Here is a 25,970-nt window from a genome sequence, read left to right on the forward strand (position 1 = left end):
CCGATCAGCGAATTAGTTACGGATAGCTCTTGGTTACTGTAAGGAGAGAATGCCGTTGCTTAAACACTGTCTATGCGGAGAAGAGATGAGTCTCGGTCTCCGTACCGTCATTTTTGCAAGAAAGGTCAATATCAATAACGTTCCCGTATACAACTGTCCGGGTTGCGGAAGAAACGACGTATTTCCGGGTATTAAAGAGGATGTCGGCAAGCTGGTTGGTCAGCTCGGCGCCAAACCTACACCTGGCAGTATCCCGTTCGATCAGGTGCACGAATGGGCGGGGGTTCTGTCGCAAGCGCTGAACGATTCGGATTCTCTGCAAGCGACAGCGATCGCTAAAGCGACCGAGGAAAGAATCGATCGACTGCTGGATTTGCTGCTCATCGCCTCATCGCTGGAGGACGAGGCATGGAAGAGTGAAATACATATGCGTCTGAGCCAATTAAGCGCCCAATACGTATCGTAGCTCTAATGAAGATCTGATCTTTAATATTTGGTAAGATAGGGACGCCCCTCTTTATATTTTCAGCGGTTGCTTTGCGTGCAGCTTTATTTTCTGCTACGATATTCGTAACGATTTTCAAGGAGGCGACAACTTATGGTCAACCTGCAGCAGCTTACCTCTCTTGAGCAACGAGATCGCGAAGCGGTGTCAATCACCCTCTCCGCGGATGAGCTTGGTGAAGGACGGCGAAGCGGGGGGAGCGCCTTCCGTTGGCATATTACTTACGATTTTCTGTCGGAAAAGCTCGCAGCAACGTTAAGCGGTTCTTGATGAAAATTTACAATTTTTGAACGACCTTTGCTGGTTTGATTGCTAAACATACGGTTTTGTCGTATTATTACCTTAATCATCCATGATTGGACAAACCTCCGGTTTGCGGTCATGTACATTGGAGCGAATCATAGTGACGGTAACCATTTACGACGTGGCACGGGAAGCAGGCGTGTCGATGGCGACGGTATCCCGCGTCGTCAATAATAACCCTAACGTCAAGCCTCAGACGCGGAAGAAAGTTTACGAAGCGATAGAGAGACTCGGTTATAGGCCGAATGCCGTAGCGCGGGGACTTGCAAGCAAGAAGACGACTACGGTAGGCGTTGTCATCCCGGATATCGCGAATGCGAATTTCGCGGAAGTGGCCAGAGGCATCGAAGACATCGCCAACATGTATCACTACAATATCATTTTGTGTAACGCGGATAAGCGCAAGGACAAGGAAATTCGCGTCATCAACACGCTGTTGGAGAAGCAGGTCGATGGACTGTTGTTCATGGGCGGCGCAGTCACGGACGAGCATATTCAAGCGTTCAAGACGTCGAACGTGCCGATCGTGCTTTGCGGTACGAAGGATGAGAGGGGGGTTATCCCTTCCGTCGACATCGACCATGAAGCGGCTGCCTTCGATGCCGTGACCAAGCTGATCCAGGAAGGGCACCGTTCGATCGCGATGATCAGCGGTACGCTGCAGGATCCGGCCAATGGCTACGCCCGTTACCAAGGCTACAAGCGCGCGCTTGAGCAAGCCGGTTTGGCTTTCCGCGAAGATTACGTACGCGTGGGCAACTACAAGTACGAATCTGGCATCGAGGAGATGCAATATTTCCTCAACCTGCCGGAGCGTCCGACAGCGGTATTCTCCGCTACGGACGAGATGGCGATCGGAGCGATTCACTGCATCCAGGACGCCGGACTCTCGGTTCCGGACGACGTGTCCGTCATTAGCGTAGACAACAGCCGGATCTCGTCGATGGTGCGTCCGCTGCTGACGACGGTTGCCCAGCCGATGTACGACATCGGCGCGGTCTCAATGAGATTGCTGACGAAGCTGATGAAGAAAGAAAACGTGGACAACGCGACGGTCACGCTGCCTCATGACTTGATCGCTCGCCGTTCCGTTGCCGGACCGAAAGGCAGCTAACATTCGCAATGACAGAGCCCTGCCGGCGTTTCGCCGAAGCAGGGCTTCTTTATGGACAAACTCGACGAGAGAAAGGATAGATACGGATGACATTCGGAACGATCGGCATTATCGGGGCGATGCAGGAGGAGATTGAGCTGCTGCTTGCGCAAATGGAGAACAAGCAAAAGGAAGCTCATGCGGGGATCGCCTATTACCGCGGCGTATTTCACGGGAAAAAGGTAGTTCTGACGCGTTCGGGCGTCGGCAAAGTGAATGCGGCGGTATGCACGCAAATTCTGATCGACAAGTTCGGAGCCGATGCGATTTTGTTTACCGGAGTTGCAGGGGCGGTCGATCCGGGGCTGAATATCGGTGATATCGTCATTTCTTCCAGCAGCCTGCAGCACGACGTCGACGTTACGGCTCTCGGTTTTCCCCGCGGTACGATCCCGTACCAGGACGTATCGGAGTATAAGGCCGACGAGAGGCTGATTGCCCTTGCCGTAGAGGCCGGGAAAGCCGTACATTCAGGTTGCTGCAAAGTCGGCAAAGTTCTGTCCGGAGATCAGTTCATTGCCGACCGGGCAACCGTTAAGACGCTGTACGAGCAGTTCGCAGGGGCATGTACGGAAATGGAAGGAGCTTCCGTCGCGCAGGTATGCTTTATGAACGACATCCCTCACGTCATTATCCGTTCGATGTCCGACAAAGCCGACGGCTCGGCGCATGCGAACTTCGCCGAGTTTACGGTGGAAGCGTCCAACCGTTCCTACGCGATTGTTGAAGAGATTGTGAAGTCGCTCTAAGGCGCTTAACCGATATGCTGTAGAGCGATTTCTAGATTTTTGATGTTTTTTTCCGTAATTTCCGTCCGCCGCGGCATTGGCGTCCAGTTCTTCACATCGTCCAGCCAAGTCGTAGGCAGCTCGTAATCGGGCTTGTTAGGGGCAGGCACGTCTGACCAGCCTTCAGGCAGCAAGCCTCCGTCTTCCTGGGCGTCGATGGAAGCCAGCAGCGGATGGTTGTTCATCTCCAGCCATAGCAGGCTCCAGGCCCGCGGCACGACCCTCCAGTGGTCGTATCCTCCGCCTCCGAGAGCAACCCATCTTCCGTCGGTATATCGATCTGCAAGGCTGTGGATCATTTTCGGCATCTCGCGGTAAATGCGCATGCTGCAATGAATGTGCGCCAACGGATCGAAAGCGTGCGCATCGCACCCGTGCTGGCTGATGATAAGATCCGGACGGAAGGCGCGGGCCGCGCTCTCGAGCGCTCGACCGAAGCAGTCCAACCATGAATCGTCCTCCGTATAGGGCTCCATAGAGACGTTTAAGCAAGCGCCGTAGCCATGAGAGTCTCCCCGTTCATGCGGAAAACCGCTTCCCGGAAACAAAAATTTGCCCGTCTCGTGAATCGACAGCGTGAACACATCGGGCTCCGTGTAAAAAAACCATTGAACTCCATCGCCGTGATGGACGTCCGTGTCGATATAGAGCACGCGCGCCGAATACTTTTCCCGCACATGACCGATTGCGGCCGCCGCGTCGTTGTAGACGCAGAAGCCGGAGGCGCGATCGGGAAAGGCGTGATGCAGGCCGCCGGAAAGATGTAGCGCCCGCTTGGCTTTGCCAGACATGACCGCATCCGCGGCTGCCATCGACCCGGCCGCCAGTTCAACCGCAGTCTGGTGCATATCCAGAAAGTAAGGGGTATCTCCGTCCTCCTCCAGTCCGTATCTCTCCGCATCACTAAGCGCTTTCATATCGGGCTTGGGGGCACTCAGCGCTTGTACGATTTCAAGATAATCGGGTCTATGTATGCTCCGGATTCTTCTCTCCGCCTCCGCAGCGGGAAAGGGAGGGAGGGCTTGCTTGTCGTCCAGCGCTCCGATCTTCCTCAGAAGATTTTCCGTCAGTTTCAGTCGGATCGGATGGAAAGGATGATCGTCGGAAAAACGATAACGCCCGGAGGCTTGGTTGTCAATCCATATCGTAGAGGAAGCCAGATCTGGTCGCCTGCCTTTCTAGTACATAAAACGTTGTCTGAAGCGCACGCGGTCGAATTGCTCGGCGGAGGACAGAGGAACGTCTTTGCCGATCCGCACCATGAGACAGTTTGCCGGATGCGCGCAAATTTCCGGATCGTCCGTGGCGAACCAGACCATGCCGACCGATTTCATCAGCCGTTCCATCATTTCCCGGTACTCCCAGACGTTCAGACCGCTGGTTTCGAGATCCCAGTGCCAGTAATATTCGGTCGTATAGACAATCATATTGTCAAGCTGCCCGTCTTCGAACGCAGCGGAGATCATGGCCTTGCCCAGTCCGTAATTCCGATAGTCGTCGGCAACTTCGATTGCCCCTAACTCGACTAGATCTTCCATACCGCCTTCCGACCAACGTTCCATCTCGTCGGGATAATGGAAAGTCACGTATCCGACGAGGACGTCTCCGTCTCGCGCCGCAATAATTCGGCCTTCCGGCAGCTCCGCGATTTCGACCAGCGCGACATGCTGCTCCGCAGGTCTGCGAAAAGCGTCCAGCTTCGGATGCATGGTCAGCCGCCGCAGCTCTTCAGGTGCGATCGGGCCTTCCACGATCAGGGTTCGGCCGTGCCGTTCAATCGTATGGCGGACGTATTTTTTGATATGCTCCATGCCGTTCCCCCCTCATAAAACCGTGTTTGAGCTTCGTATATTATAGCATAATAAAGCCTAGCAAAGTGTCTATGGCGCCCCAATCAAAAGAATATTGCCCCTGCAGTGACAGAAATTGTCCTTGCCTACTATGCAGACTCCGAATGTGCTGTGGTATAATGGCTGTGGCGGAGGGTTAACCTCAAGTTACTGAAAGCGCATTCGTATAACGGGTGGCCGCATTTTAATGGGAAGGTGATCAAAGTGACATTGCAATCGAACGAAAAATTGGCCGTAACGGCGAAGGTGTCCAATATGGCATCTTACGAAGAGGCGGTCGAGAGCTTTAACTGGGCGGACATCGAGAAGCAGTTTACATGGTCGACGACCGGCAAGGTAAATATGGCATACGAGGCGATCGACCGCCACGTTGCTGAGGGCCGGGGCGACAATATTGCGCTGCACTACAGCGACAATCAGCGCGAAGAGAGCTATACTTTTGCCGATCTGTCCAAGCAATCCAACCGATTTGCCAACGTGCTTCGCGGGCTGGGAGTAGGCAAAGGGGATCGCGTATTTATTTTCATGCCGCGGACGCCTGAGCTATATTTCAGTTTGCTCGGTACGATCAAGGTTGGCGCTATCGTCGGCCCCTTGTTCGAAGCGTTTATGGAAACTGCAGTCAGAGATCGGTTGCAGGACAGCGGAGCAGTTGCGCTAGTAACTACGCCTGCGCTGCTCTCTCGCGTACCTCGGGAAGAATTGCCGGATCTGAAGCATATTTTCATATACGGAGATTCCGTCGCGGAAGAGGACGGCATTGTCGACTTCGGCAAAGCGCTGGCAAACGCGTCCGACGAAGCGGAGCTAACTTTCCTCGATCGCGAGGACGGCCTTATTCTTCATTACACTTCGGGCTCTACGGGCAGACCTAAAGGCGTGTTGCACGTTCATAACGCGATGCTGCAGCATTATCATACGGGCCGTGTAGTGCTCGACTTGCGCCAAGGCGACGTGTACTGGTGTACGGCCGATCCGGGCTGGGTAACGGGAACTTCTTACGGCATTTTCGCGCCGTGGCTGAACGGCGTGACGAACGTCGTGCGCGGCGGACGTTTCAGTCCGCAGGATTGGTACTCTACGATCGAGAAGTATAAAGTCACCGTCTGGTACAGCGCGCCGACCGCTTTCCGCATGCTCATGGGAGCCGGCGACGATGCCGTCAAGTCGTTTGACCTGTCGAGCCTTCGCCATGTGCTGAGCGTAGGAGAGCCGCTTAATCCGGAGGTTGTGCGCTGGGGCAACCGCGTATACGGCCAACGCATACACGATACGTGGTGGATGACGGAAACCGGCGGGCAGCTGATCTGTAACTATCCGAGCATGGAGATCAAGCCCGGCTCGATGGGCCGTCCGGTTCCAGGCGTACAGGCGGCGATTATCGACGATCAGGGCAACGTGCTGCCTCCGTTCCGGATGGGCAATCTAGCGATCAAGACGCCGTGGCCGTCGATGATGCGCGCCGTTTGGAATAATCCGACGAAGTACCAGGAATATTTCCATATTCCCGGATGGTACGTCTCCGGAGACTCGGCCTATATGGACGACGAAGGCTACTTCTGGTTCCAAGGCCGAATCGACGATGTCATTAACACATCAGGCGAAAGGGTTGGCCCATTCGAAGTCGAGAGCAAGCTGGTCGAGCATCCGGCCGTTGCGGAAGCCGGTGTTATCGGCAAGCCCGATCCGCTGCGCGGAGAGATCATCAAAGCGTTCATTTCGCTGCGCGAAGGCTTCGAGCCATCCGACGAGTTGAAGGCCGATATCTCCAAGTTCGTTAAGGAAGGCTTATCCGCTCACGCATCTCCGCGGGAGATCGAGTTCAAGGACAAACTGCCGAAAACTCGCAGCGGTAAAATTATGCGTCGCGTACTGAAGGCTTGGGAGCTCAACCTGCCGACAGGCGATCTGTCCACGATCGAAGATTAATAGAGGGGGCACGTATCTCCTGTAAGGAACGGAGTACTTGCCTTTGCCGACATAAGAACTTCGTAAACATAAGGAAAGGGATGTCCCTAGTCATCTTAATGACTAGGGACATCCCCTTTTTGCTATGATCGGCGTTATCCGCCGGATTTCACTTCGACCGCGGAGGTTGGCGACGATTCGCCGGATGAGCCGACCGCCGTAATTCTGTACCACCCTGCGGCGGCTGGAGAAATATACTCGAAAGATGTAGATTCGGTTGTGCCCAGAAGCTTGTACTTGTCGTTTTCCGAGCTGGCGAACCAGACTTGGTATTGGGACACGCCATCCTCTGACGGGTTGGCGTTCCACGACAGAATAACGCCGATATCCGTGCCTTGAGCGCTGAATCCGCTCGGGGCGGACGGAGCGCTGTTGCTTCCGCCGCTCGGAATCTCCGGACCGACCTCGCCTGTGTTGCCCCCATGCTCACCGCCGCTAGTGCCATCTCCAGGGCCTGCGTTCGGATCCGGCTGATTCGGCAGCGTAGGATCGATAATGATGCCGCCGTCCGTCGAATGGATCTCGCTTGGAGCCGACTCGTTGCCGGCGACGTCGACTGCCGTCACGTAATAGCTGTACGTTTGGCGCGAGCTGATGTAATTGACGAACTTCAAATCTTCGCCGACCGGCAGCGAAGCTTCGACCTTCTGGAACGGGCTGCCGTTAATGGAGCGGTACAGCCGATAGCCGGCCACGTCGGCTTGCGGAGACGCGGAGAACGTAATTCTTGCGATATTGTCCAGCGTCTCTACCGCGACGTTGCGCGGAGGATTCGGGACGGCTCCGTCCTCGACTCTCGGATCGACTTTCGAAGGCGCGCTGTCTTGCGCATCCTTCGGCAGATAATAGGAGAGCGGCTTGCGGCTTTGGGCCGCGACTTTGCCAAGCTTCGCTTGCAAATCCTCAATCAGCGCGTCGAGCGGCGATTGGCGGACGACCATGACCGATTCTCGAAGCAAATCCTCAGGCGTGCCGCTCTGCGGCAAGTAGTTGACTCCGTTATAGGAGATGTACTTGACCTTGACCAGCCCGTCGTCGGATTCCGTCGGAATAAACTTGCGGTTAAAGATGTCGGTAACCATTCGACCGGCCTGTCTGGTCAAATCGGTAGGCAGCTTGCCGCTAACGCTGGATACGGTCATCGAGACGATATTGTCCGGCTTCTCGAACTTGGTAGTCGGGAACAGCTCGGGCTTCGCCTCGGTCACTTCGTTCATGATCTTGGCCCAGATCGCTCTAGCGCGGCCGTGGCTATCCGACGAGAGCGTATGAATGACCTTCTCGTACCCGGCCCAGACTCCGAGCGTAACGTCCGGCGTGAAGCCTTCGAACCAGACATCGCTGTAATTTTGCGTCGTGCCGGTTTTGCCGACGATTGGAATGTTCTTGTAGTTTTTGAATTGCGACGTCAGGGACGTCGCCGTACCGTTCGTAACGACCGTACGCAGCATATCCGTCATCAAGTAGGCGGATTGCTCCGAGACGATTCGCTTCGGATCTAATTCGTGCTTGTAAACGATCTGATTGTTGGCGTCGCGAATGCTTTCGATCAAGTAAGCATCGTTGAATACGCCTTTGTTTGCAATCGCCGCGTAGGCGTTTGTCAATTCCTCAACGGAAGTACCGTACTTTAGACCTCCGATAACTCCCGTCTGCGCTTCGTCGTCCTCCTTAACCAGCGTCGTGATGCCGAGCGAACGAACGAACGCCCAGGATTCTTTAATGCCGACCTTCTCAAGGAAAATTTTCAGAGCAGGGATGTTATAAGAGCTGTTCAACGCTTGACGCGCGGTGACAAGTCCCGAATACCGATTATTGGAGTTTTTCGGAATATGATAACCGCCGCCGCCGTTCTTCAGAATAACCGGAGAATCGTCCAAGATGCTGGCCGGCTGAATAACCCCTTTGTCGATCGCAGGCAAATATGCGGCGATCGGTTTCATCGCGGAGCCGGGCTGGCGAACCATCTGGGTCGCAAAGTTCATCTGCTCGATGTGAAAGTCGCGTCCTTCGATCATGCCGAGAATGGCTCCCGTCTTGTGATCCATCAGAACGGCGGCGATCTGTTCCACGCCTTTTACAGGATGATCCTTTGCGAAGTTTTCCGGATTTTCCGCAATTTCGTGCATCAGGTTGTAAATCTTCTTATCGATGGTGGTTGTTACTTTATAGCCGCCGCGCAGCAGTTGCGCGCGGGCATCCTCGATCAGCGCCGAATTTTCCTTCTTCTTCAAATCCTCGCGAGTCAAATTCGGATTTTGCTTCATGACGAGCAATTCGGCCGCTTGACGCTCGGCTTCCAGCATCAAGTAAGGATAAGTATTGTACGCTTTCTCCGTCGGCTTCGCCAGAGAGCTGCGGAGATCGAAAGCGAGCGCTTCTTCGTATTGCGCCTTCGTGAGTTTATTCTCTTCAAGCATGCGGCTAAGAACGAGCTTCTGGCGCGTGACTGCGCGATTGAAGTTCTTCTCGTTGAATTCTCCCTTGCCGTTAAAGGCGGAGTAGAGGGAGGGAAGCTGCGGGACTCCTGCGAGATAAGCCGCTTGGGCGATGTTCAGCTTCTCCAGCTTATCGATGCCGAAGATGCCTTTGGAAGCCGCTTTGATGCCGAATACTTGATACCCGTTGGAGCCGTTGCCGTAAGGCACCTTGTTTAAGTAGGCGGTCAAAATTTCTTCTTTGCTTAAGTACCTTTCCAGACGCAGGGACAGGAAAATTTCCTTGGCCTTGCGGCTCGAAGTCTGATCGAGGTTCAGGAATACCCGCCGGGCCAGTTGTTGCGTAATCGTGCTTCCTCCGGTCTGAACGCTCTCGTTCAGAAGCTGCTGCTTCACGGCGCGGAACAAGCCGTTCGTGTCGATGCCGGGGTGCGTAAAAAAGTTTTTGTCCTCGATGGCGATTACCGCGTCCACAATGATTTGCGGTATTTGATCATAGGTGACGGGTCTGCGGTCTTCCTCCGAACGAAGCTGTCCGATGGGAGTTCCGTCGTTGAAATAGACGAAGCCGGTTATCGCGTTTTCGTTGATCCTTTCTTCTATGAAGGTGCGATCGCGAATCGGTTCTTCATGGACAAGGGAAGCGACGAATCCCGCTACCGCCCCGGCTCCGACAAGTCCGGCCAAAATTCCGAACAAGATCAGCCATAGAACGGTAAAACCCGCGATTTTTCCTGCTGTTTTGAAGCCTTCTCCCTTGCGTTCTGGCTCCGAAGGGGGTTGTTTTGTAGTCGTCATTATTTTAGAAAGCCTCCTTCAACAAACAGAACTATTATAGCACAACTAACCATAGTTTGGCTCCATTGGAAAGCCGGTCCGCCGGAACGGCGAGCGCATGCGACCTAGGCGATATCCGCATCGTAACGGTTATACGCAACAGGAGGGCAGAGGTTGTGCTTTCGACAGACAAAAAAAGGGGTGCTTCGCCATCCTTTGATGACGCGGCATCCCTTTAATTTTGTTCGGCTTTACAGAGCTGGAGGAGTGAACGTCCTTGCGGCGAATTCCGAATCCATCATGAAGAAGGCGTTGCTGTCCTTGTCGATCCGCTTCAGCTTGTTAATGATCGTGTCGAACATCGACTCTTCCTCAACCTGCTCATCGATGAACCATTTGAGGAATTGAATCGTCGCATGCTCCCGGTCGTTCATCGCCAAATCCGACAGGTGGTAGATGCGGCGGGTTACTTCCTTCTCATGCTCATAAGCATGCTCGTAAGCGTCGAGCACCGACGAATATTCGTTGTTTGGCGTATCCATGCCCGCAAGCGTGACGCGAATGCCGCGGTCGTTCAGATATTTGTAGATTTTCATCGCATGGAACTTTTCCTCTTCCGCTTGCACGGTGAAGAAGTTGGCGAAGCCGTCCAAGCTCTCGCCGGAGCAATAAGCCGCGATCGCCAAATACACGTGAGCGGAAAACAGCTCGTAGTTGAGTTGGTCGTTCAAAGCTTTGCTTAAAGTTTCGTTGATCATCTCGCGACTCACTCCTTTTTGGAAATTTGTAGGTTCTACCCGAATTGTACCATAAAGCGTCGACTCAGCCTATCCGCTGCTTTAATTTCTCGTAAAGCGCTTCGGGGGACGGGGCGACGACGATTTCGGTTTTGCCGATCAGCGCCATGCACTGCTTTGTACAATGTTTGCACACGCCTAAACAATCCTTTTTCTTCTTCTTTAATTCCGGATATTCGATTTTTAGCGTCTTATAGACGGATTTGGAGCCATGCTTGTCGAAGTTTCGGCAGCAAAATTTGATTTTCTTCATTAAGAAGAACACCGACTTTCCGCTCAAGGTATCAAACTGTCATACAAATGATATTAATTCTCATTATCATTGTCAACAAAAATAAATTTAACGTTGGTTCGGTTAAGAGAGCAGGGGCGTAAGCGATTTGTTCGCGGCGAATTCGAACCGGTAGGAGAGGGATTGTGAGGGGTTAAAAAAACGCAAAGCTAATTACGCCTACTACTCCCTCCACAAGTTTTATAAATGGCCGTGTGAGTTTCTTGCGTTGTCACGTGAGGAGAAGGCTCTTGTTATGGCTGATATTGACGAGCGAATCGATAAAGAAAAGAAAGAAGCGGCAAAAATTAGGAAGAGATAGCCCGAACCTTGGTACGTGTGGTAATATGTAGAAAAATGTTGATTGGGGCGATTTTTTTGTTTTGCTCAAAATGTGGGGAAAAGTTGAAAGATAATGCGTCATTTTGTTCAAAATGTGGTGAAGCAGTTTCGCAACAAAGTACTGTAAATGAGACTGCTGCTACCAAAGAAGTCAATTCACCCAGTAATCTATCGGCAACGGGTTTACCACCAAAAAAGAAGAAGCCGGGTTGTTTAATTCTAATTGTAACGGTTGTTGCGTTTATTGCGATCATCGCTGTGGTTAATGCAATATCAGATACAAAACAAGGTTTAGGATCGAAAGAAAAAGTAGAAGCTAGCGCATCTGAGTTAAAAGAGCAAGGATTAAAGTTTGACGAACAAGCTTGGGGTGATTTTCTAAAAATATACGATGCGCATAATGATCTTATGAAAACGATGGGATTATACGCAGATGGGAAATTATCTAAATTAGACTTCTATGACTACAGTAAAAGAGCTCAAGAGTGGTTTGGAAAAGCATCCGTAAGCTTTAAATACGCTAAAACGGATAATGAGAAAACATATCTTTCCGTCTTTGAGATTTTTGCTTTAGCCGACCAGGCAGCAGCTAAGAGTCTGATTAAATATTTGGATTCAAACGCTACCAAAGACTTGTCCAAAGCAAGAGAAGAAATAGACAGAGCAAAACAAGCGGCAACTACTATATCAAGCAACAGAGTTGTATTTCTTAGAAGTATCGGTCTCTCCAAGGAAGAATTGGAGAAAAAGGTTAATGAAGCGGTTGCCGAGTTAGAGAAAGCGGAGTCAAAATAACATAGACTGTTTCAAATTTTCGAACAAAGTGGCACCCCGTTAAATGGGGTGGTTTTTATTTAATTGGGAGGTGCAATTAGTGCCAACGATTTCGACAACCTTGAATTTGATGGAGAGATTCTCAACACCACTACAAAGGGTCACAAACCAAGTTAATACGGTAATAGTGGCGTTGTAACGGATGAGTTGGCTAATTGAACAATCATCTACGATTACAGTACAGATCAATGCGGCAGCGATCAACGCACAACTAAGGAGAATTCACATAACTCCAACTTCTGTCCCGATAAGGGTGATCACAACAGAAATCAGCTCAGCCCTGAGCGTTCTCCATGTTACCCAGGACAGCGCGAGCATGGTCAGGTGGGGAAGTGCTGCAGTTCTCTCAATCCGTCGACGAGAATATGAATGATGCGCAGATCAGCGAGTATAGGATCAATCAGCTATTCCTCGTCGCTGCCTGCACGCATCGGTTCGACGGAGGTGCCCATACTATGTCTTTGGAGTAAAGGTCATATGAACATCGAAAAACTAATGGAAGCTATCAAGCAGGCGAGCATGGGACGGTAGGAGCAGGGGCGTCGGTCGCATCCGGATTGGCACAGTAAAGAGTGTATCGCCACTCTCGGTTACGTGGATCAGCGTTTGACACTCACGTCCGAGTTTTTGCTCCGAACCGCCAACATGCTACCGTAAAATTGATGATCGGCGACACGGACTACCCGGTGCAGAATGATCTAAAGCCGGGCGATAGTGTCGTGCTCCTGCGTGTCCAGGGTGGCCAGCAGTATGTCATATTGGACAAGGTGGTGAAATGATGATCCTGTTGGCGCATAGGCTGGACACCGTTATGCAGGCGGTGGTTAATATTTTGCAAACCGATCGTTTTCACTTTGATATATATTAATAATTATGGCCATGAACTTGGTTTGGTCTTGGGTGGCAATCCGCAGTATGTTCGTTCGGAAGTGTCGAGGATCAGATTTAAATAAGGTGGAGGATAGTCTATGAGTAGGTATCTAATGGATGGCGTAGTTTACGAGGTATAAATTGGATAAAAATACAATGTAAAAACCGTGTTGGGCGGTTTAACTATAACACGAACAATCCGTATCGACGCTGAAACGGTTGCAGATGTAACATACCTATTTGATGAGGCATTAGGTCACTACATTGAGCAGTCACTGGTCGAACGAGCAGAGCCGATTCTAACTGCGCCACCCGATCGCATAGCGCAACTCGAGACGAGTCGACCATGCTCGCTCTCGAACTCGTCGATACGCAAATCAGACTAGACGACACGGAGCGTCGGTTGGAACAGTCAGAAATGGAACAAGCCACGTTGTGCTTGAGCTCGTCGACAAGGGGGCTGCTATAAATGGATTGGTTTGCGACAGGGAAGCGGCATTACGATGCTGAGCGTTACAGCAATGCAGACGTCGCAAAGTTTGTGATAGCGGATAAGATAACCGTGCAACAATACGAATCCATTACAGATGAGAGGTACGAAGGCTTCGCAAAAAGCAGACTATTTAATTAGAGAGGTAAAAGGAACTTGATTGAAGGTTTCCTTATTAAAATAGAGCCCCAGTAATCAGGGCTCTATTTTCTATTATCCGACTATCAAGGAGCAGGTGGCACCGACCTAAGTACAATTTCATATCTGGAAGTTGGATTAACTTTTGATGGATCGGATGCTCGAACCTCGACGTTTAACACACTATTAGCGGGAACGTAAACAGTCCAACATTCGCGTCCCATTTGATCGAAATACTGGCTGAAGCTTCCGGGTGACGAGCCGGAAGCGCTCACCGAATATATCCAGTAGTCTAGACTTGGATCGTCAAGGTTGTACAGATACACCCAGTAAGTTTTAGCACTTCCCGTGTCATTCGTCCATCGGAAATAGTCAGTATCCGAATAGCTTGATATAGTTCCGGTAAAATAATCGTTCGGTGCATAGAAGATATTCGGATTACTTGAACTATCCGGCTCCATAGCTGTTGCAGCAAAAGCGGACGAAGATCCAGCAACAATCATTACAAATACGAGCAAGGTCATGGCGATTTTTCTCATGTGATCCATCCTCTCTCGATAAATTGGAGTTGGCCAACTCACAATGTAAGACGTTTTTCGATAGGGTATAGTTGCATTTGATGTTAAAAAAGATAATAAATACCTATATGATGTATTTTTATGTCGAAATATGGGATTTGGTCCGCATAAAGCGAAGCCTATTATATTGGAGGTGGAGTAGTTGAGCCAAGTGGATAACACGGACGTACTGCAGCGCATGACACGCGTTGAGACCAACTTGGACATATGGACGGCCAGTTCGCTCGAGCGACCAGCGCCAGTGAGACGGCCGTACAAGCACTCTATTCAGCTAAGTCGGTACATTATCGGTTGGACGAGATTAAGGACAATCAAAAATGTCAGTGGCGCACTGTCATTGGCACGATACTGGCCGAGGCGATCAGTGCGCTTATTAAATTTAATGGGGATGATCGCCATGAAAATCAATTGGAAACAAAACTCGCGATCCTCCCGGCTACCGAAGTTTCCGGGATTTTCCTTTTAACCTTATAGCAAACTGTAGATTCCTTTCGAATATCAGACTGCAAATTCCCGAATCTTCCTTGCATAATGGTGGCCATACATAAGAGAGAAGGACTTACATTGAAGAAGTTTTACCAAGCGCTTCTGTCTATTATTATGTTCGTATCAACTTTTTTCCTTTGAATAAGTACATTTGCTGCGGAACCAGAACTTAAAAGTTTAAATTCCTAATATGACTTCGAAGGTCGGTAAATGGAACGGACTGTACAACATTGAGTAATGCAGAAGATTTTAATGATTGGGGAGTAATGGGACCATATACATTCGAAATAACAAATAATACGGCTTACACTAGCTATAGGATAAATATCACAAAAATAATGGTCCTACAACATACAATGTGAATTTAGCAATTCATGAAATTGAAATGTGGGGGTATGATGCTTCGGAACAAATATCAAAAAGATGGTACACCAATTACTAATCCAGGAATTACTGAACTAGGTAAATCTTCAAGACATATGGAAGATTAACTGTGTCTATAAATAGCGGCCAACAATTCTAATAACGATCAGTCCGGGAGCGTATGCTGTCCGGGCTTTTTTGTTTGTCGTACGATTGCCACCAGTAGATGAAAGGATAATAATGCAGACAAGGAGCTGAGGCGAATGCCTGAAATGACGCCGCATATCGGTCTAAAGAAGCCGTTAGCGAGCGAAACAGCGGACATATCCGTTATTAACGACAACATGGATATAATCGATTCGGCATTGGGCGATCTATCGGCGGTTCCAACGGCGACGAAGGATGCAGCGGGGGCGATCACGGAATTATTCGAAGCACTTGAAAATGCCGACATTCCCGATGCCACGCTGACTACAAAAGGTAAGGTGCAGCTATCCAGCGCGACCAATAGCGTCGTAGAGGACCGGGCCGCAACGCCGAAGGCGGTCAAGGATGCTATGGAGGCAGCATCGGGAGCATCGGATTCGCTCACCACTCATGTCAATGCGACCAACGTCCATGGCGCGACCTCAACCGCTACGGTCAGCAGACTCATCATCAGGGACGCTGCTGGTCGGGCAAAGGTGGCAGCTCCTGTAGCTAACGATGACATAGCCCGTCTGGATTCAATTACGAAGACACAGGTGGGGCTCGGAAGCGTCGACAACTACGGAACAGCGACGCAGGCTGAGGTAGAGGCGGGAACGGCGACCAACAAGTTTATGACGCCGCAGCGGACGAAGCAGGCGATAGACAAGTTCACGGGTGGAGTTCCATTGCGGATTAATGGGGGACGGCTAGAATTCTATGATGGAGGTTGGAAGAGCATGGGGGGAGTGAAGAGCATCCAAAGAGGCATACTTGGGACTGTGCCATCTTCCTATTTGGGAGTACTCAACATAACAATTAGTGCAGTAAACCCGGACAAATGTTTACTGCATCCCGCGAACATGATTTCGGGTAACTTTATGGGAAGAGCTCAATTAACTAGCGCAACAAACTTACAAATAGTTAACCTTTCAAGTTCTGTGAATATCCCAATATCTTGGCAAGTAGTTGAATATGAGTGAGGAGTGAAAATATGTATAAATACGCCCAACTCGATGAATCGGGTCGATGTGTCAGTGTCTCGCAATTATCGGGAGAAATTGTCTCTGTGCATATGTTACCGCTTGGGTCCGATGACGATGTGCAACCAGGAGACATCTATGACGGTCTTTCTTGGACACGACCAGAAGCGCCTGAACCCGAACCGGATCGAATCTTGCAGCTTAAGACCGAGAATCTCGAATTGAAGCTCGCCCTTGTAGAATTGGCCGAAGCACAACATACCTATAACTCGCGCTGGCCGAACTGGCTTAAATTCAACGGAGGTGAATGACTGTGGCGAAAATTTACTATGACCTGATCAAAGAAGGATTACGTACGATTATCGACGTACCGATCCGCTGGCGCGCCGATGTTCAAACGATTATTGACGCAGATAGGCTAGGTTCCGCATCTTAAACGAACAGCTCGGGGGCTTAGGCTCTCGGGCTATTTTCTGTTTTAATGAAGCATTTCCAGGGGGGGTTCTTCTAACTCTCCAATATAATGTAGATTTATGTCGAATATCAGACTGCACATTCCTGAATTTTCCTTGTATGATGAAAAAATGACTTACCTAGGAGGTAGTGTTAATATTATGAAGAAAAAATCTCTGCTTTTGTTTACAATGCTTACAGCTTTCGTTATCGCCGTTGTGTCATTATCGACACTCGTTTTTGCGAATAGTCAAAGTAATGTTGCTGAAGGAGATCAGGTATTCACGATTCCCATGAATGCATACTGTGATACTTCGCATATCGCCAATCTATCAATTAATATTACAAATCTAAGCAGCGAAAATGCAAATGTAACATTGAAACTATTTAAGAAAGATGGATCTCAACAGACAACAGCAGGAAGTTCATACAACGGAATAGAATCTGCTATTACTCCAGGAACACCAATTTCAATTGGATCCAATACGACGGAAAACTATCGCATTGCATTTGGCGGGGGAGTTAACAATTGTTCCGATCGCGTTTATTACGGATCCATTTCAAGCTCAACCAACTCCCAACTTCTTGCAGGCGGGTGGGTCGATAGTACAATAGGCAATGCGACACTATTAATTAACAATGGACAACCGTGGGATAGTGTGGGATCGAATGAATCTACACCAACCCCAACACCATCCCCCACTTCGAGACCGCAGATCGATGCATGCAGTTTAACGACATATTCATTAATCGAACCTATGACGGGAGATTCTGATGAGTACGGCACAGCAACTTCTAGTAGCTATGATAATACACACAATTCGAGAGCTTTCGCGGCTTTCGATAACGGATGCGGTGCCTTCTCAACTGCCGCGGGGAACAAAACTGGTTGGTTACAGTATGAGTTTAACGTAGAAAAAAGAGTAAATAGCTATTCGATTTTAATGAAAAATAATGACCCTGCAAATGCCTACGCTCAATCTCCAAATTCATGGGTATTTGAAGCCTATGATAATCAAGCGCAAAAGTGGGTTGCTTTAGATACACAATCAAATGTTACTTTGTGGACAACAGATTCGCCAAACACCTACTCTTTTAGCAATACTACTGCCTACAATAAATACAGATTAAACTTTAAGGGTAATAATGGGGGAGCAGTGATTACTGTTGCAGAAGTTGGAATGATGGGATATTAAATCACAATTGAATGGATAGCCCGAGGGCTGCGGCTCTCGGGCTATTTCTATGTAACAAACTCCACAAACTCCGGACTTCTCAACATCCCGCTCTCGTCCAATTCCGGAGCCGTACCCGCGCATTTATTCTCGGTTTCACATAAACGAAATCCCGATCCTCGCCCGTCTTAATTCGATCCTCAAGTCCGTAGAAAGCTCGTTTATGCTTGTTTGGGACCGTTAATTCTATCATCTCTACTGGCCGTCCAATATGTTGTGCCAGCCATTCGAATTGATTTTTGCGGTATCCCGCGATCTGTACAGTGGCTTACGTATAGTTGATGATCTTCGAGATAAGCCGATCTCAAAATATTCATGCGCAATGTAATGCCACGATTCATACGGGTGCTCCTAGATCGTGTAAGCCTTGACTCCTTCGGTGCACGGCGGGAGTTAAAGAAACGAGATATTAACATCCTTTCTGATCAGAAGCAGGACGATATCGTATACACTTGTTATCTCTACAGGGGCTACGAAAACAAATTTGTGATGACGCGGGAGATTATGAGAGCGGAGAAGTAGTCTATTGCTAAAGCTGTTGAAAGTATGGAAATAGCTATGCCTTGAAAAACATACAAGGCGAAGAGACCAACAAGAGACGAGTTTGAGCTTGAGAATTAGCGGATCAATTGACCGGAGCGAAAAGAGAAGAGATCGAAGTCGTATTGACGTATGGGGGAGTGAAGAGGCGGTGAGAGGTACAATAACGGAAATGGATACCAGGACTACGTTTGTGCATGTCTATCGAAACGGTGAGACGGTTAAGGTTCCGTTTTCTGGATATTATGAGAAGCCCCGGAGATCAATGACCGGGGCTTCCTTTCGCTCTTCTTACTCTTAAACGTTTATGAATTTCACGGCGCAATAGTGAAAGGAGATAGCGCCTACCACGTAAAGTTTAGCCCCAATTAGCTCCATTTCGACGCATTTTACTGTAGTATCTGCAATTTATCGATACCGGCAAAAACCCCGGAATCCCACTGCTATAGGGGATCCCGGGGTTTTTGTTAACTAGGTTTGCGTTCAGCCGAAATTAACGGCTGTAGAATTCGACGATTTGTTTAACGTCGATTTCTTGGGACAGCTCGCCGCGATCCGGAAGACGAGTGTACTTGCCTTCCATCGTGTTGGCGTTGTAGTCCAGGTAGCCAGGAATGTGGTGACGTCCTTCCAGAGCTTCCTTGATCGACTTCATGGAGCGGCTACGCTCGCGAAGGCCGATTACGTCGCCTGTTTGCACGATGTAGGAAGCGATGTCGACTTTCTTGCCGTTGACCGTAACGTGGCCGTGGGAGACCAGTTGACGGGAACCGTAACGGGAGTTAGCCATGCCGAGACGGTAGACAAGGTTGTCGAGACGGCTTTCCAACAAGATCATGAAGTTGTCGCCGGCGATGCCTTGCAGCTTCGAAGCGCGGTCGAACAAGTTGCGGAATTGCTTCTCGTTCAATCCGTACATGTGACGAAGCTTTTGTTTTTCTTGCAGCTGCATGCCGTATCCGCTGATTTTGCGGCGTTGGTTGGCGCCGTGTTGTCCCGGAGGGAATGCCCGCTTCAATTCCTTGCCCGATCCGCCCAGAGAAATGCCCAGGCGGCGACTTAACTTGAACTTAGGACCTGTATATCTTGCCATGTGTGAGAAAACTCCTTTTTCAAAATAAATAGTTTTGAAAATGGGTCTCGTTGCGCGGATTGTCCAATAACCGATATTGGTTCCGGCAGGGAGTTCAGCCGCTGCCCGCCGGTGGATCGTCCGAGAGGGTGCCACAAGATCTAAGCCCAGTATTCAACAAGATATATTATAAGAAGCTGAGGGAATTTGTCAAGAGGCGTTGTTTTATTTGAATTGTTTTACGCCGACGATGAGCGACTTCGAGGCGCTAAAACTGTGAGAAACAAGGGCTGAGAAAATAAGTCAAAAGGCTATAGACTTCTATAGAGGTTAGTGCAAAAATCACGGTTTCATTGTATAGTAAAGAGAGTTACACGGGGGATTAGGGGGTGTCGGGTACGGTCTACAAGAGGAATGTTCAGCAACATCACGAAACGCCAAACGTTACGGAGAATCCGTCCCTTACCCGTCAGCAACTGCCTCAGTGGTTACAGAAGCAGGAGCTAACCGAAGCGGACTTGCCGTATATCCATGATTTGCTGGCAAGCGGCTTCGCAAAGTGGCTGGAAGAAGCGGAAGGCTTCCCTTGGCTGGGTGGGCCGATCGCGCTGCTTCACCCGGACGGAACGAATGTCAACACGAGTCAGCCCTCGGAAGAGTCGGAAGCCGAGCTTCCATTCTGGGGCGAAACGGGCATCGGCCCTACGGCCGCCAGCAGAGCGCTGGATACTTGCCGCCCAACGCTGATGCGTGCGGAAGAGCATCGTATCGCCAAGCTCAAAGAATACGATTCGATTGCCGTGCCGATCTTTGCGAGAACGACCGGCTTTCCATACGCAGTTGTCGCATGTCTGCTTCCGGCAGGCACTGCGCAGGCGGGCGACCTGAAGCTTCTTCAGGCCGCAGCGCTTCATATACGAAGCTGCATCTACCGGAGCTTCGAGAATTTATTCGTCGGAGGCTTGCTGAGGGAACGCAAGCTGTCCAATAAAGAAGAGGTTCGCCGGAATACGCTGTTCGGCGTCATGAGGCGGCTGAACGACCATATCGACGTCGAGAGCGTGCTGTCCGAAGTGCTGGACAGTCTCGAACAGCTGTACCCGGTTTGCAAGGCGGACTTATTTCTCTCCCAGGATTATTCGAGCCCGAACGAGAAGGTTCGCCCGCTCGCTTTCCATCTCAACGAGATGGAGCTTTGCAAGGCGGCTTTCCTCGACGGGAAAATCCGCGAGGAGTTCTCGGTTGGGCGTCATCGCGCCGCGCTACCGCTGTCTGGTAAGCAGGGTGTGTACGGCGTGCTTAGGCTAGATATGCCGGAGAAGCAGCTGGATGAAGCGGACATCAGCTTCCTGACGATGCTCGCGGGTGCGGCGGGAGCCGCTTTCGAGAAGGCGAAGCTTCATGAGCAGGCCAACGTTCTCGTAGGAGAGCTGCGCCTCATCAACGAGCTTACGCAGAGGCTCAACAGCAGTTTGAAGCTGTCGGAGACGATGCAGTTCGCTTCTGCCGAGCTGCTTGCGATTTTTAAGTCGGATTTTTGCTGCATCCTTCAATTCGATACCGGACTTCAACAATTCATGGTCATGTCCTCGAACGTAGCGGAGATGATCGGGGAGACGTACTCGAAAGATTACGGCTTCTGCGGCGTCATGTGGTCGACCCAGGAACCGATCATTCTGTCGGACTACTGCTCGGCGACGCCTGTCCAGTCGAAGCTTATGGACGTGACGGACTCGCGCTCCTTGCTCGCTTCGCCGCTGCTGCTCAACGGAGAAGTCATCGGGGCGGTGATGATCGCGAAGCGCGAATCGAACTTTTTCTCCTACGATAACTACAAGTTATTGCAGGTGCTGTCGGCCCATTTGGGTCTGGCGATTTCGAACGCTACCCTGCATGCCGAAGTGCGACGGATGGTCATTACCGACAATTTGACCGGTCTGTATGCGCGGCATTATTTGAACGAGCGAATCGGCCGCAAGCAGTTGAAAGACAGCTCCGGCTCTTTGATCGTCGTCGACATCGACCACTTCAAGAAAATTAACGATACCTACGGGCATCAGGTCGGGGACGATATTTTGATTCAGGTGAGTCAGATTATTCGCACTTCGATTCGGGACAGCGATATCGCCGCCCGCTGGGGCGGGGAGGAACTGGCGATCTACTTGCCGCTGCTCAGCTTGGAGCAGACGGAGCGGGTTGCGGAAAGAATTCGGCAGCGGGTCGAGTCGGAGACCAATCCGAAAGTAACCGTATCGTGCGGCATTTCGGAATGGCGGCTCCAGGATGAGCGGGTCAGCGTCGAAATGCTGTTCTACAAGGCCGATATGGCGCTGTACGAAGCGAAGCATCATGGGCGCAATTGTATTGTTGTCGGTTAATGCACGAGTAACGTATAGGCATCAAAACGCAGGCGGCGTCGGGGAGGAAAACCCGGCGCCGCCTGCGCGCTTTTCGAGATGAAGGTCCCCTTGGTGTATAGACCCGGCAAATGGGGAAACGATACGAAGCGAGGGGGAGATGACAACGAAATGCATAAAAAGGTTAGGCATTGCCTACTAATTTGCGGAACGGGATGGCTTCTTCCGCTTTTGACCGGCTGCATGGGAGCGGCGGGAGGAGTGTCGGCGAACGAGGCATTCGCTTTATCGGCTTCGGCGCTGTCCGGCAGCGAGAGCTACGGTTTTGCGGGGAAACTCGCCGTGTATAGTCCTGGGGGGAAAGTAGAGAAAAGCGCTTCGTTCAAAGGAGAGGTCAGCCTTCACGGCAATCTGAAGCTTAATTGGACGGAGTCGGACAAGGCTTCAGGCGTGCTCGACGAGAATGAACGGATCGTCCCCGGGTACAAGCCGCTAAGCCTGCTCGAAGCGCTGAACGGCCGTAATGCTTCGATGGCTTACGCCACCGCTCCTGCGCCGGGCGAGCCAGTGCGTATTCGCATCCAATTGCGCGAGGAGACGGCCAAGCAGCGGATTGCGGATGCGCTTCGCAAGGAGCTCGCGGAAGTCGGCGCGGATGAACGGCTTTATGTCCGGCATCCGGAGCAGGCGCGCAAGACGCTGAAAGCTTCCGAACGCAGGCTTGAGGCCGCTCTCGCCACGTTAAAGGTCGATACGGTCGTGCTCTGGACGGCCAATTCCAAAAGCTGGTTTCCGGAACGGATGGTGGAGGAGACGGAGCTGCTTTACGAGTGGGAAGGAAAAACGTACAGCGAGAAGCGAACCTCGGAAACGAATTTCCTTGCAGCGGCTAAGGTGGTACAATAAAGTCGATTGATCTCTGAAAAAGGAAATCAGCGAGAAGGAGTGTCAGTATGAGAGATCCGCGAATCCGGCAATTGGCCACCAACTTGGCAGGGTACTCGGTGAAGGTGAAGCCGGGAGAAAATGTGCTTATCGAAATGATCGGCTCCGAGCGGGAACTGCTCAAAAGCTTGATCGAGGAAGTGGCCAAGCTTGGAGGAAATCCGTTCGTTGAAATAGAAGACCGTTCGGTGCTGCGCACCTTGCTTCTCAACGCGACCGACGAGCAATTGCAAACCTGGGCGGCGTATGACTTGGAGCGGATGCAGCGGATGGACGCTTATATCGGCATTCGGGCCGGCGACAATGCCAACGAACTGGCCGACGTGCCTGCAGACCGCATGAAGGCGTACGACCGCATCCATCGTCATCCGGTACATATGGAGCAGCGGGTGAAGAAGACGAGGTGGGTCGTGCTGCGTTATCCGAACAGCGCGATGGCCCAATCTGCGAATATGAGCACGGAGGCGTTCGAGGATTTTTACTTCAACGTCTGCAATCTCGATTACGCTAAAATGGACCGTGCGATGGACCCGCTGCAGAAGCTGATGGCTCGTACGGACAAAGTGCGCATTGTCGGCCCCGGCACCGATCTGTCGTTCTCGATCAAAGGCATCGGCGCCCAAAAATGCTCCGGCGAGCGCAACATACCCGACGGCGAGGTATACTCCTGCCCGGTACGCGACTCGGTCAACGGCACGATTTTTTACAATACGCCTAGCGTCTATAACGGATTTACGTTCGAGAACATCAAGTTCACGTTCGAAAACGGCAAAATCGTGGAAGCTTCGGCCAACGATACCGAGCGGATCAACGCGCTGCTGGACAGCGACGAGGGCGCAAGGCATATCGGCGAGTTCAGCCTGGGCTTTAATCCTTTTATTCTTCATCCGATGAAGGATACGCTGTTCGACGAGAAAATCGCGGGAAGCCTGCATTTCACTCCCGGGCAGGCGTACGAGGTGACCGACAACGGCAATCGTTCGTCCATCCACTGGGATCTCGTTCTCATTCAGCGTCCCGAATACGGCGGCGGGGAAGTGTACTTCGACGATGTGCTGATCCGCAAGGACGGCCTCTTCGTTATCCCCGAACTGGAAGGGCTGAACCCGGATTTCTTGAAATAATGATTTTTTCCCTTGCGTGAAAAGAGGGGAACAAGTTATGATGTTGGAGAGATTGCTACGCCTAAAATTTAGGAGGGAATTCCGTGTCGAACAATGCTGCAATTGTAGAGTTATCCCAAACCGCAAATAAGTTTCGTTCTTCCATCGTTCTTCAAGCGGAGAACAAGTACATTGACGTGAAGAGCATTCTGGGATTGTTCACGACGCTCGTAGGCAACCTTTCTTATGAGCTTCATGTTCACGGTCCGGATGCCGAGGAAGCAAAGAAGGAGCTCGGAGAAATTTTCTCCAAGCACGGCCTTAACGTCAAAGTTGTGGAATAATCCGCTTTAATGTTCTGGAGTTGAGGTTTAAGGAGCTGTTCTCGTTAGGGCATTGCGCCCCCGAGACGGCTCTTTCGTCTGTTTGGAGCGGAAAGTTTCGGAGAATACGGTTACCTGTCCTTGTGCTTCCGGGCATTATGGTCTAATATAAAAGTGATAGCTAGACAAATGGCTTAGAGCCTTCGTCGTTCCGACGGAGATTTGCTTACAATTGCACGCAAGGGCACAGGGGGAGTGGGAATGGCAGCGTCGGATACCCTAGTCGATCTTCACGAGAAAGCGCTAAGGCTGCTTCGGGAAGACGCCGATAAGATCGAGAAGTTGATCGCTATCCAGATGGAAAACCTAACGACTCGTAAATGCCCGTTGTACGAAGAAGTTCTGGACACCCAGATGTACGGCTTCTCACGGGCGGTTGATTTCGCGGTGCGTACAGGATTGGTCGACGAGAGCGCTGGCAAGCTGTTGATCAGTCAATTGGAACGCAATCTGGCGATGCTATACGAAGCGTTGGAAAAGAAAGAAGAGTAGCACCCTGACAGGGCAGGGTTGCTGCTCTTCTTTTTTTAGACGAAGAAAAACGCGACTCCGAGAATAGCATAGACGAACAGCAGCAGCATGCCCTCGAACCAGGTCGTCGATCCGTCCCGCGAGATGGAGATCGCGATGAATACGGCTACGGCGATGGCGGCCAGCTCGATCGTCGTGAAGATAAGATTCATCCCCCCGCCGAACAGCAAGCTGACAAAGACGAGCACGGGAGCGACGAACAGGGCGATCTGCAAGCTGCTGCCGACGGCGATCTCGACCGCGGCCCCCATCTTGTTCTTCAAGGCGAGCATGATAGCCGCGCTGTGTTCCGCCGCATTGCCGACGATGGCTACGACAAAGGCGCCGATGAACAATTCCGACAGGCCGAATCGCGCGGAGAACGCATCCAGCGTATGGACGAGCCATTCGCTGATGAAAGCGACCATAACGGTAGCGACGACCAGCAGAACGACGGACAGCGATTTGGACCAACCGGGGCTTTCGCCGTGATCGGCCTTCGTTTCCTCGTTGTCTGCGAGCAGATCTTTATGGGTGACCATCGAATAGATGAGCCAGCCGATATAGGCAATGATCAGAAAAGCGGCTACGATCTCGCTCATTCTGAGCGTATCATGCACGGAGATATGCTCGGTTTGCACGAAGATAGCGGGAATGAACAGGGCAATAATGGCGAGCAGCATCAGCGATGCATTTTGCCCGGCCAGATGGACGTTGAACTTTTGCTCCTTGAACTTGAGCCCGCCTGTCAAAGCGCTTGCGCCGAGCACGAGCAGCAAGTTGCCGATGATCGCGCCGGTTAAGCTGGCTTTGACGATTTCGAACAGTCCTTCCTTGATCAGGAAGATGGCGATAATCAGCTCGGCCGCATTGCCGAACGTCGCGTTCAGAAATCCGCCGAGCCGTTGTCCCGCATAGTGCGCAACCGATTCCGTCGCCTTGCCGAGCAGGCCCGCGGCGAATAAAATCGCGATTCCGGCAAAGGCGAACTGAAGCTCCATCCCCCAATGCAAATAGTGGGAAAGGGCGCTCAGAAGAAACGTCAAGATCAACAGGGGATAGAACGATTTTTTTAACAAGCGGATACACCTTCTTGGAGGCAGAATATAGAAAGTCTCGGATTGGTATTTCTTACTATACCCAATTTTTGTATTGCAGTAAACGGAGATTTTTGAACAAAACGCGGCAGGCGGTCGAGTGCGGTTGATTATGGTCTGGTCTTCCATTACAATGGAAACATATTAGGTCGGGG

General features: G+C 51.0%; 26 protein-coding genes. 18 read left to right on the forward strand and 8 right to left on the reverse strand.

Annotated elements, in window-relative coordinates; translation table 11 throughout:
- The first annotated feature begins 55 nt into the window (after positions 1–55).
- The 4 genes from DFP98_RS04620 (at position 56) to DFP98_RS04630 (ending at position 2,710) form a co-directional block, all read left to right on the forward strand.
- Entirely contained in the window at positions 56–466 is a 411-nt protein-coding gene (locus DFP98_RS04620; RefSeq protein WP_181917490.1) for a hypothetical protein, read from the forward strand.
- Between the two features lie 132 nt (positions 467–598).
- On the forward strand, positions 599–775 hold the full coding sequence (locus tag DFP98_RS38900; protein ID WP_181917491.1) for a hypothetical protein: 177 nt from the start codon (positions 599–601) through the stop codon (positions 773–775).
- Positions 776–908: 133 nt separating this feature from the next.
- A complete protein-coding gene (gene ccpA, locus DFP98_RS04625) occupies positions 909–1,922 on the forward strand; it encodes a catabolite control protein A (protein WP_116059396.1) in 1,014 nt (337 codons plus the stop codon).
- Positions 1,923–2,008: 86 nt separating this feature from the next.
- Positions 2,009–2,710, forward strand: coding sequence for a 5'-methylthioadenosine/adenosylhomocysteine nucleosidase (locus DFP98_RS04630; protein WP_116059397.1), 702 nt, complete (start codon positions 2,009–2,011; stop codon positions 2,708–2,710).
- Positions 2,711–2,715: 5 nt separating this feature from the next.
- Here DFP98_RS04630 and DFP98_RS04635 read toward each other — a convergent pair whose 3' ends face one another.
- Complete coding sequence (locus DFP98_RS04635) at positions 2,716–3,909, reverse strand: acetoin utilization protein AcuC (RefSeq protein WP_116059398.1); 1,194 nt, start codon at positions 3,907–3,909, stop codon at positions 2,716–2,718.
- Between the two features lie 18 nt (positions 3,910–3,927).
- The gene (locus DFP98_RS04640; protein WP_116059399.1) at positions 3,928–4,560 is read right to left on the reverse strand and encodes a GNAT family N-acetyltransferase; all 633 of its coding nucleotides are present in this window, start codon (positions 4,558–4,560) and stop codon (positions 3,928–3,930) included.
- A 243-nt stretch (positions 4,561–4,803) separates the two neighbouring features.
- Here DFP98_RS04640 and acsA point away from each other — a divergent pair, with 243 nt between their 5' ends.
- Positions 4,804–6,528: an acetate--CoA ligase gene (gene acsA / locus DFP98_RS04645; protein ID WP_116059400.1), complete on the forward strand. Its 1,725-nt coding sequence runs from the start codon at positions 4,804–4,806 to the stop codon at positions 6,526–6,528.
- A gap of 134 nt (positions 6,529–6,662) precedes the next feature.
- Here the strand turns inward: acsA and DFP98_RS04650 are convergent, their stop codons facing one another.
- The 3 genes from DFP98_RS04650 to DFP98_RS04660 form a co-directional block, all read right to left on the reverse strand.
- Positions 6,663–9,803: a transglycosylase domain-containing protein gene (locus tag DFP98_RS04650; RefSeq protein WP_116059401.1), complete on the reverse strand. Its 3,141-nt coding sequence runs from the start codon at positions 9,801–9,803 to the stop codon at positions 6,663–6,665.
- Positions 9,804–10,033: 230 nt separating this feature from the next.
- A complete protein-coding gene (locus tag DFP98_RS04655; RefSeq protein WP_116059708.1) occupies positions 10,034–10,537 on the reverse strand; it encodes a ferritin in 504 nt (167 codons plus the stop codon).
- A 67-nt stretch (positions 10,538–10,604) separates the two neighbouring features.
- Entirely contained in the window at positions 10,605–10,832 is a 228-nt protein-coding gene (locus tag DFP98_RS04660) for a DUF1450 domain-containing protein (RefSeq protein ID WP_116059402.1), read from the reverse strand.
- 375 nt (positions 10,833–11,207) lie between these two features.
- On the opposite strand from DFP98_RS04660, the gene DFP98_RS04665 reads away from it, so the two are divergent.
- From DFP98_RS04665 to DFP98_RS04675, 3 genes are all read left to right on the forward strand, one after another.
- Positions 11,208–11,987, forward strand: coding sequence for a zinc ribbon domain-containing protein (locus tag DFP98_RS04665; protein ID WP_281275128.1), 780 nt, complete (start codon positions 11,208–11,210; stop codon positions 11,985–11,987).
- A 701-nt stretch (positions 11,988–12,688) separates the two neighbouring features.
- A complete protein-coding gene (locus DFP98_RS04670; RefSeq protein ID WP_116059709.1) occupies positions 12,689–12,805 on the forward strand; it encodes a DUF2577 family protein in 117 nt (38 codons plus the stop codon).
- Between the two features lie 560 nt (positions 12,806–13,365).
- Entirely contained in the window at positions 13,366–13,527 is a 162-nt protein-coding gene (locus tag DFP98_RS04675; RefSeq protein ID WP_116059404.1) for an XkdX family protein, read from the forward strand.
- A gap of 83 nt (positions 13,528–13,610) precedes the next feature.
- Here DFP98_RS04675 and DFP98_RS38595 read toward each other — a convergent pair whose 3' ends face one another.
- Positions 13,611–14,063, reverse strand: coding sequence for a hypothetical protein (locus DFP98_RS38595; RefSeq protein WP_147310128.1), 453 nt, complete (start codon positions 14,061–14,063; stop codon positions 13,611–13,613).
- 1,151 nt (positions 14,064–15,214) lie between these two features.
- Here DFP98_RS38595 and DFP98_RS39675 point away from each other — a divergent pair.
- From DFP98_RS39675 to DFP98_RS40375, 5 genes are all read left to right on the forward strand, one after another.
- On the forward strand, positions 15,215–16,120 hold the full coding sequence (locus tag DFP98_RS39675; RefSeq protein ID WP_246016418.1) for a tail fiber protein: 906 nt from the start codon (positions 15,215–15,217) through the stop codon (positions 16,118–16,120).
- Between the two features lie 11 nt (positions 16,121–16,131).
- Positions 16,132–16,431: a hypothetical protein gene (locus DFP98_RS04690; RefSeq protein WP_116059405.1), complete on the forward strand. Its 300-nt coding sequence runs from the start codon at positions 16,132–16,134 to the stop codon at positions 16,429–16,431.
- A 2-nt stretch (positions 16,432–16,433) separates the two neighbouring features.
- On the forward strand, positions 16,434–16,556 hold the full coding sequence (locus DFP98_RS39430) for a CD1375 family protein (protein WP_220377051.1): 123 nt from the start codon (positions 16,434–16,436) through the stop codon (positions 16,554–16,556).
- Positions 16,557–16,734: 178 nt separating this feature from the next.
- Entirely contained in the window at positions 16,735–17,769 is a 1,035-nt protein-coding gene (locus DFP98_RS38600; protein WP_147310129.1) for a hypothetical protein, read from the forward strand.
- Positions 17,770–18,135: 366 nt separating this feature from the next.
- Positions 18,136–18,330 (forward strand): YhjD family protein, encoded by a 195-nt coding sequence (locus DFP98_RS40375; protein WP_116059406.1) that lies wholly within the window; start codon positions 18,136–18,138, stop codon positions 18,328–18,330.
- 511 nt (positions 18,331–18,841) lie between these two features.
- Here DFP98_RS40375 and rpsD read toward each other — a convergent pair.
- Positions 18,842–19,441: a 30S ribosomal protein S4 gene (gene rpsD / locus DFP98_RS04705; RefSeq protein ID WP_116059407.1), complete on the reverse strand. Its 600-nt coding sequence runs from the start codon at positions 19,439–19,441 to the stop codon at positions 18,842–18,844.
- A gap of 368 nt (positions 19,442–19,809) precedes the next feature.
- Here rpsD and DFP98_RS04710 point away from each other — a divergent pair, with 368 nt between their 5' ends.
- The 5 genes from DFP98_RS04710 (at position 19,810) to DFP98_RS04730 (ending at position 24,700) form a co-directional block, all read left to right on the forward strand.
- The gene (locus DFP98_RS04710; RefSeq protein ID WP_116059408.1) at positions 19,810–21,798 is read left to right on the forward strand and encodes a sensor domain-containing diguanylate cyclase; all 1,989 of its coding nucleotides are present in this window, start codon (positions 19,810–19,812) and stop codon (positions 21,796–21,798) included.
- Positions 21,799–21,948: 150 nt separating this feature from the next.
- Positions 21,949–22,683, forward strand: coding sequence for a hypothetical protein (locus DFP98_RS04715; RefSeq protein WP_147310130.1), 735 nt, complete (start codon positions 21,949–21,951; stop codon positions 22,681–22,683).
- Positions 22,684–22,730: 47 nt separating this feature from the next.
- Positions 22,731–23,846 (forward strand): aminopeptidase, encoded by a 1,116-nt coding sequence (locus tag DFP98_RS04720; protein WP_116059410.1) that lies wholly within the window; start codon positions 22,731–22,733, stop codon positions 23,844–23,846.
- 83 nt (positions 23,847–23,929) lie between these two features.
- Entirely contained in the window at positions 23,930–24,169 is a 240-nt protein-coding gene (locus DFP98_RS04725; RefSeq protein ID WP_116059411.1) for an HPr family phosphocarrier protein, read from the forward strand.
- Positions 24,170–24,409: 240 nt separating this feature from the next.
- The gene (locus tag DFP98_RS04730) at positions 24,410–24,700 is read left to right on the forward strand and encodes an Fpa/YlaN family protein (protein ID WP_116059412.1); all 291 of its coding nucleotides are present in this window, start codon (positions 24,410–24,412) and stop codon (positions 24,698–24,700) included.
- 35 nt (positions 24,701–24,735) lie between these two features.
- On the opposite strand, the gene cax is transcribed toward DFP98_RS04730, so the two are convergent.
- A complete protein-coding gene (gene cax, locus DFP98_RS04735) occupies positions 24,736–25,797 on the reverse strand; it encodes a calcium/proton exchanger (protein WP_246016419.1) in 1,062 nt (353 codons plus the stop codon).
- Positions 25,798–25,970 lie beyond the last annotated feature (173 nt).

The sequence above is a fragment of the Cohnella phaseoli genome, from assembly GCF_003386235.1.
In the GTDB taxonomy this organism is placed as follows: Bacteria; Bacillota; Bacilli; order Paenibacillales; family Paenibacillaceae; genus Cohnella; species Cohnella phaseoli.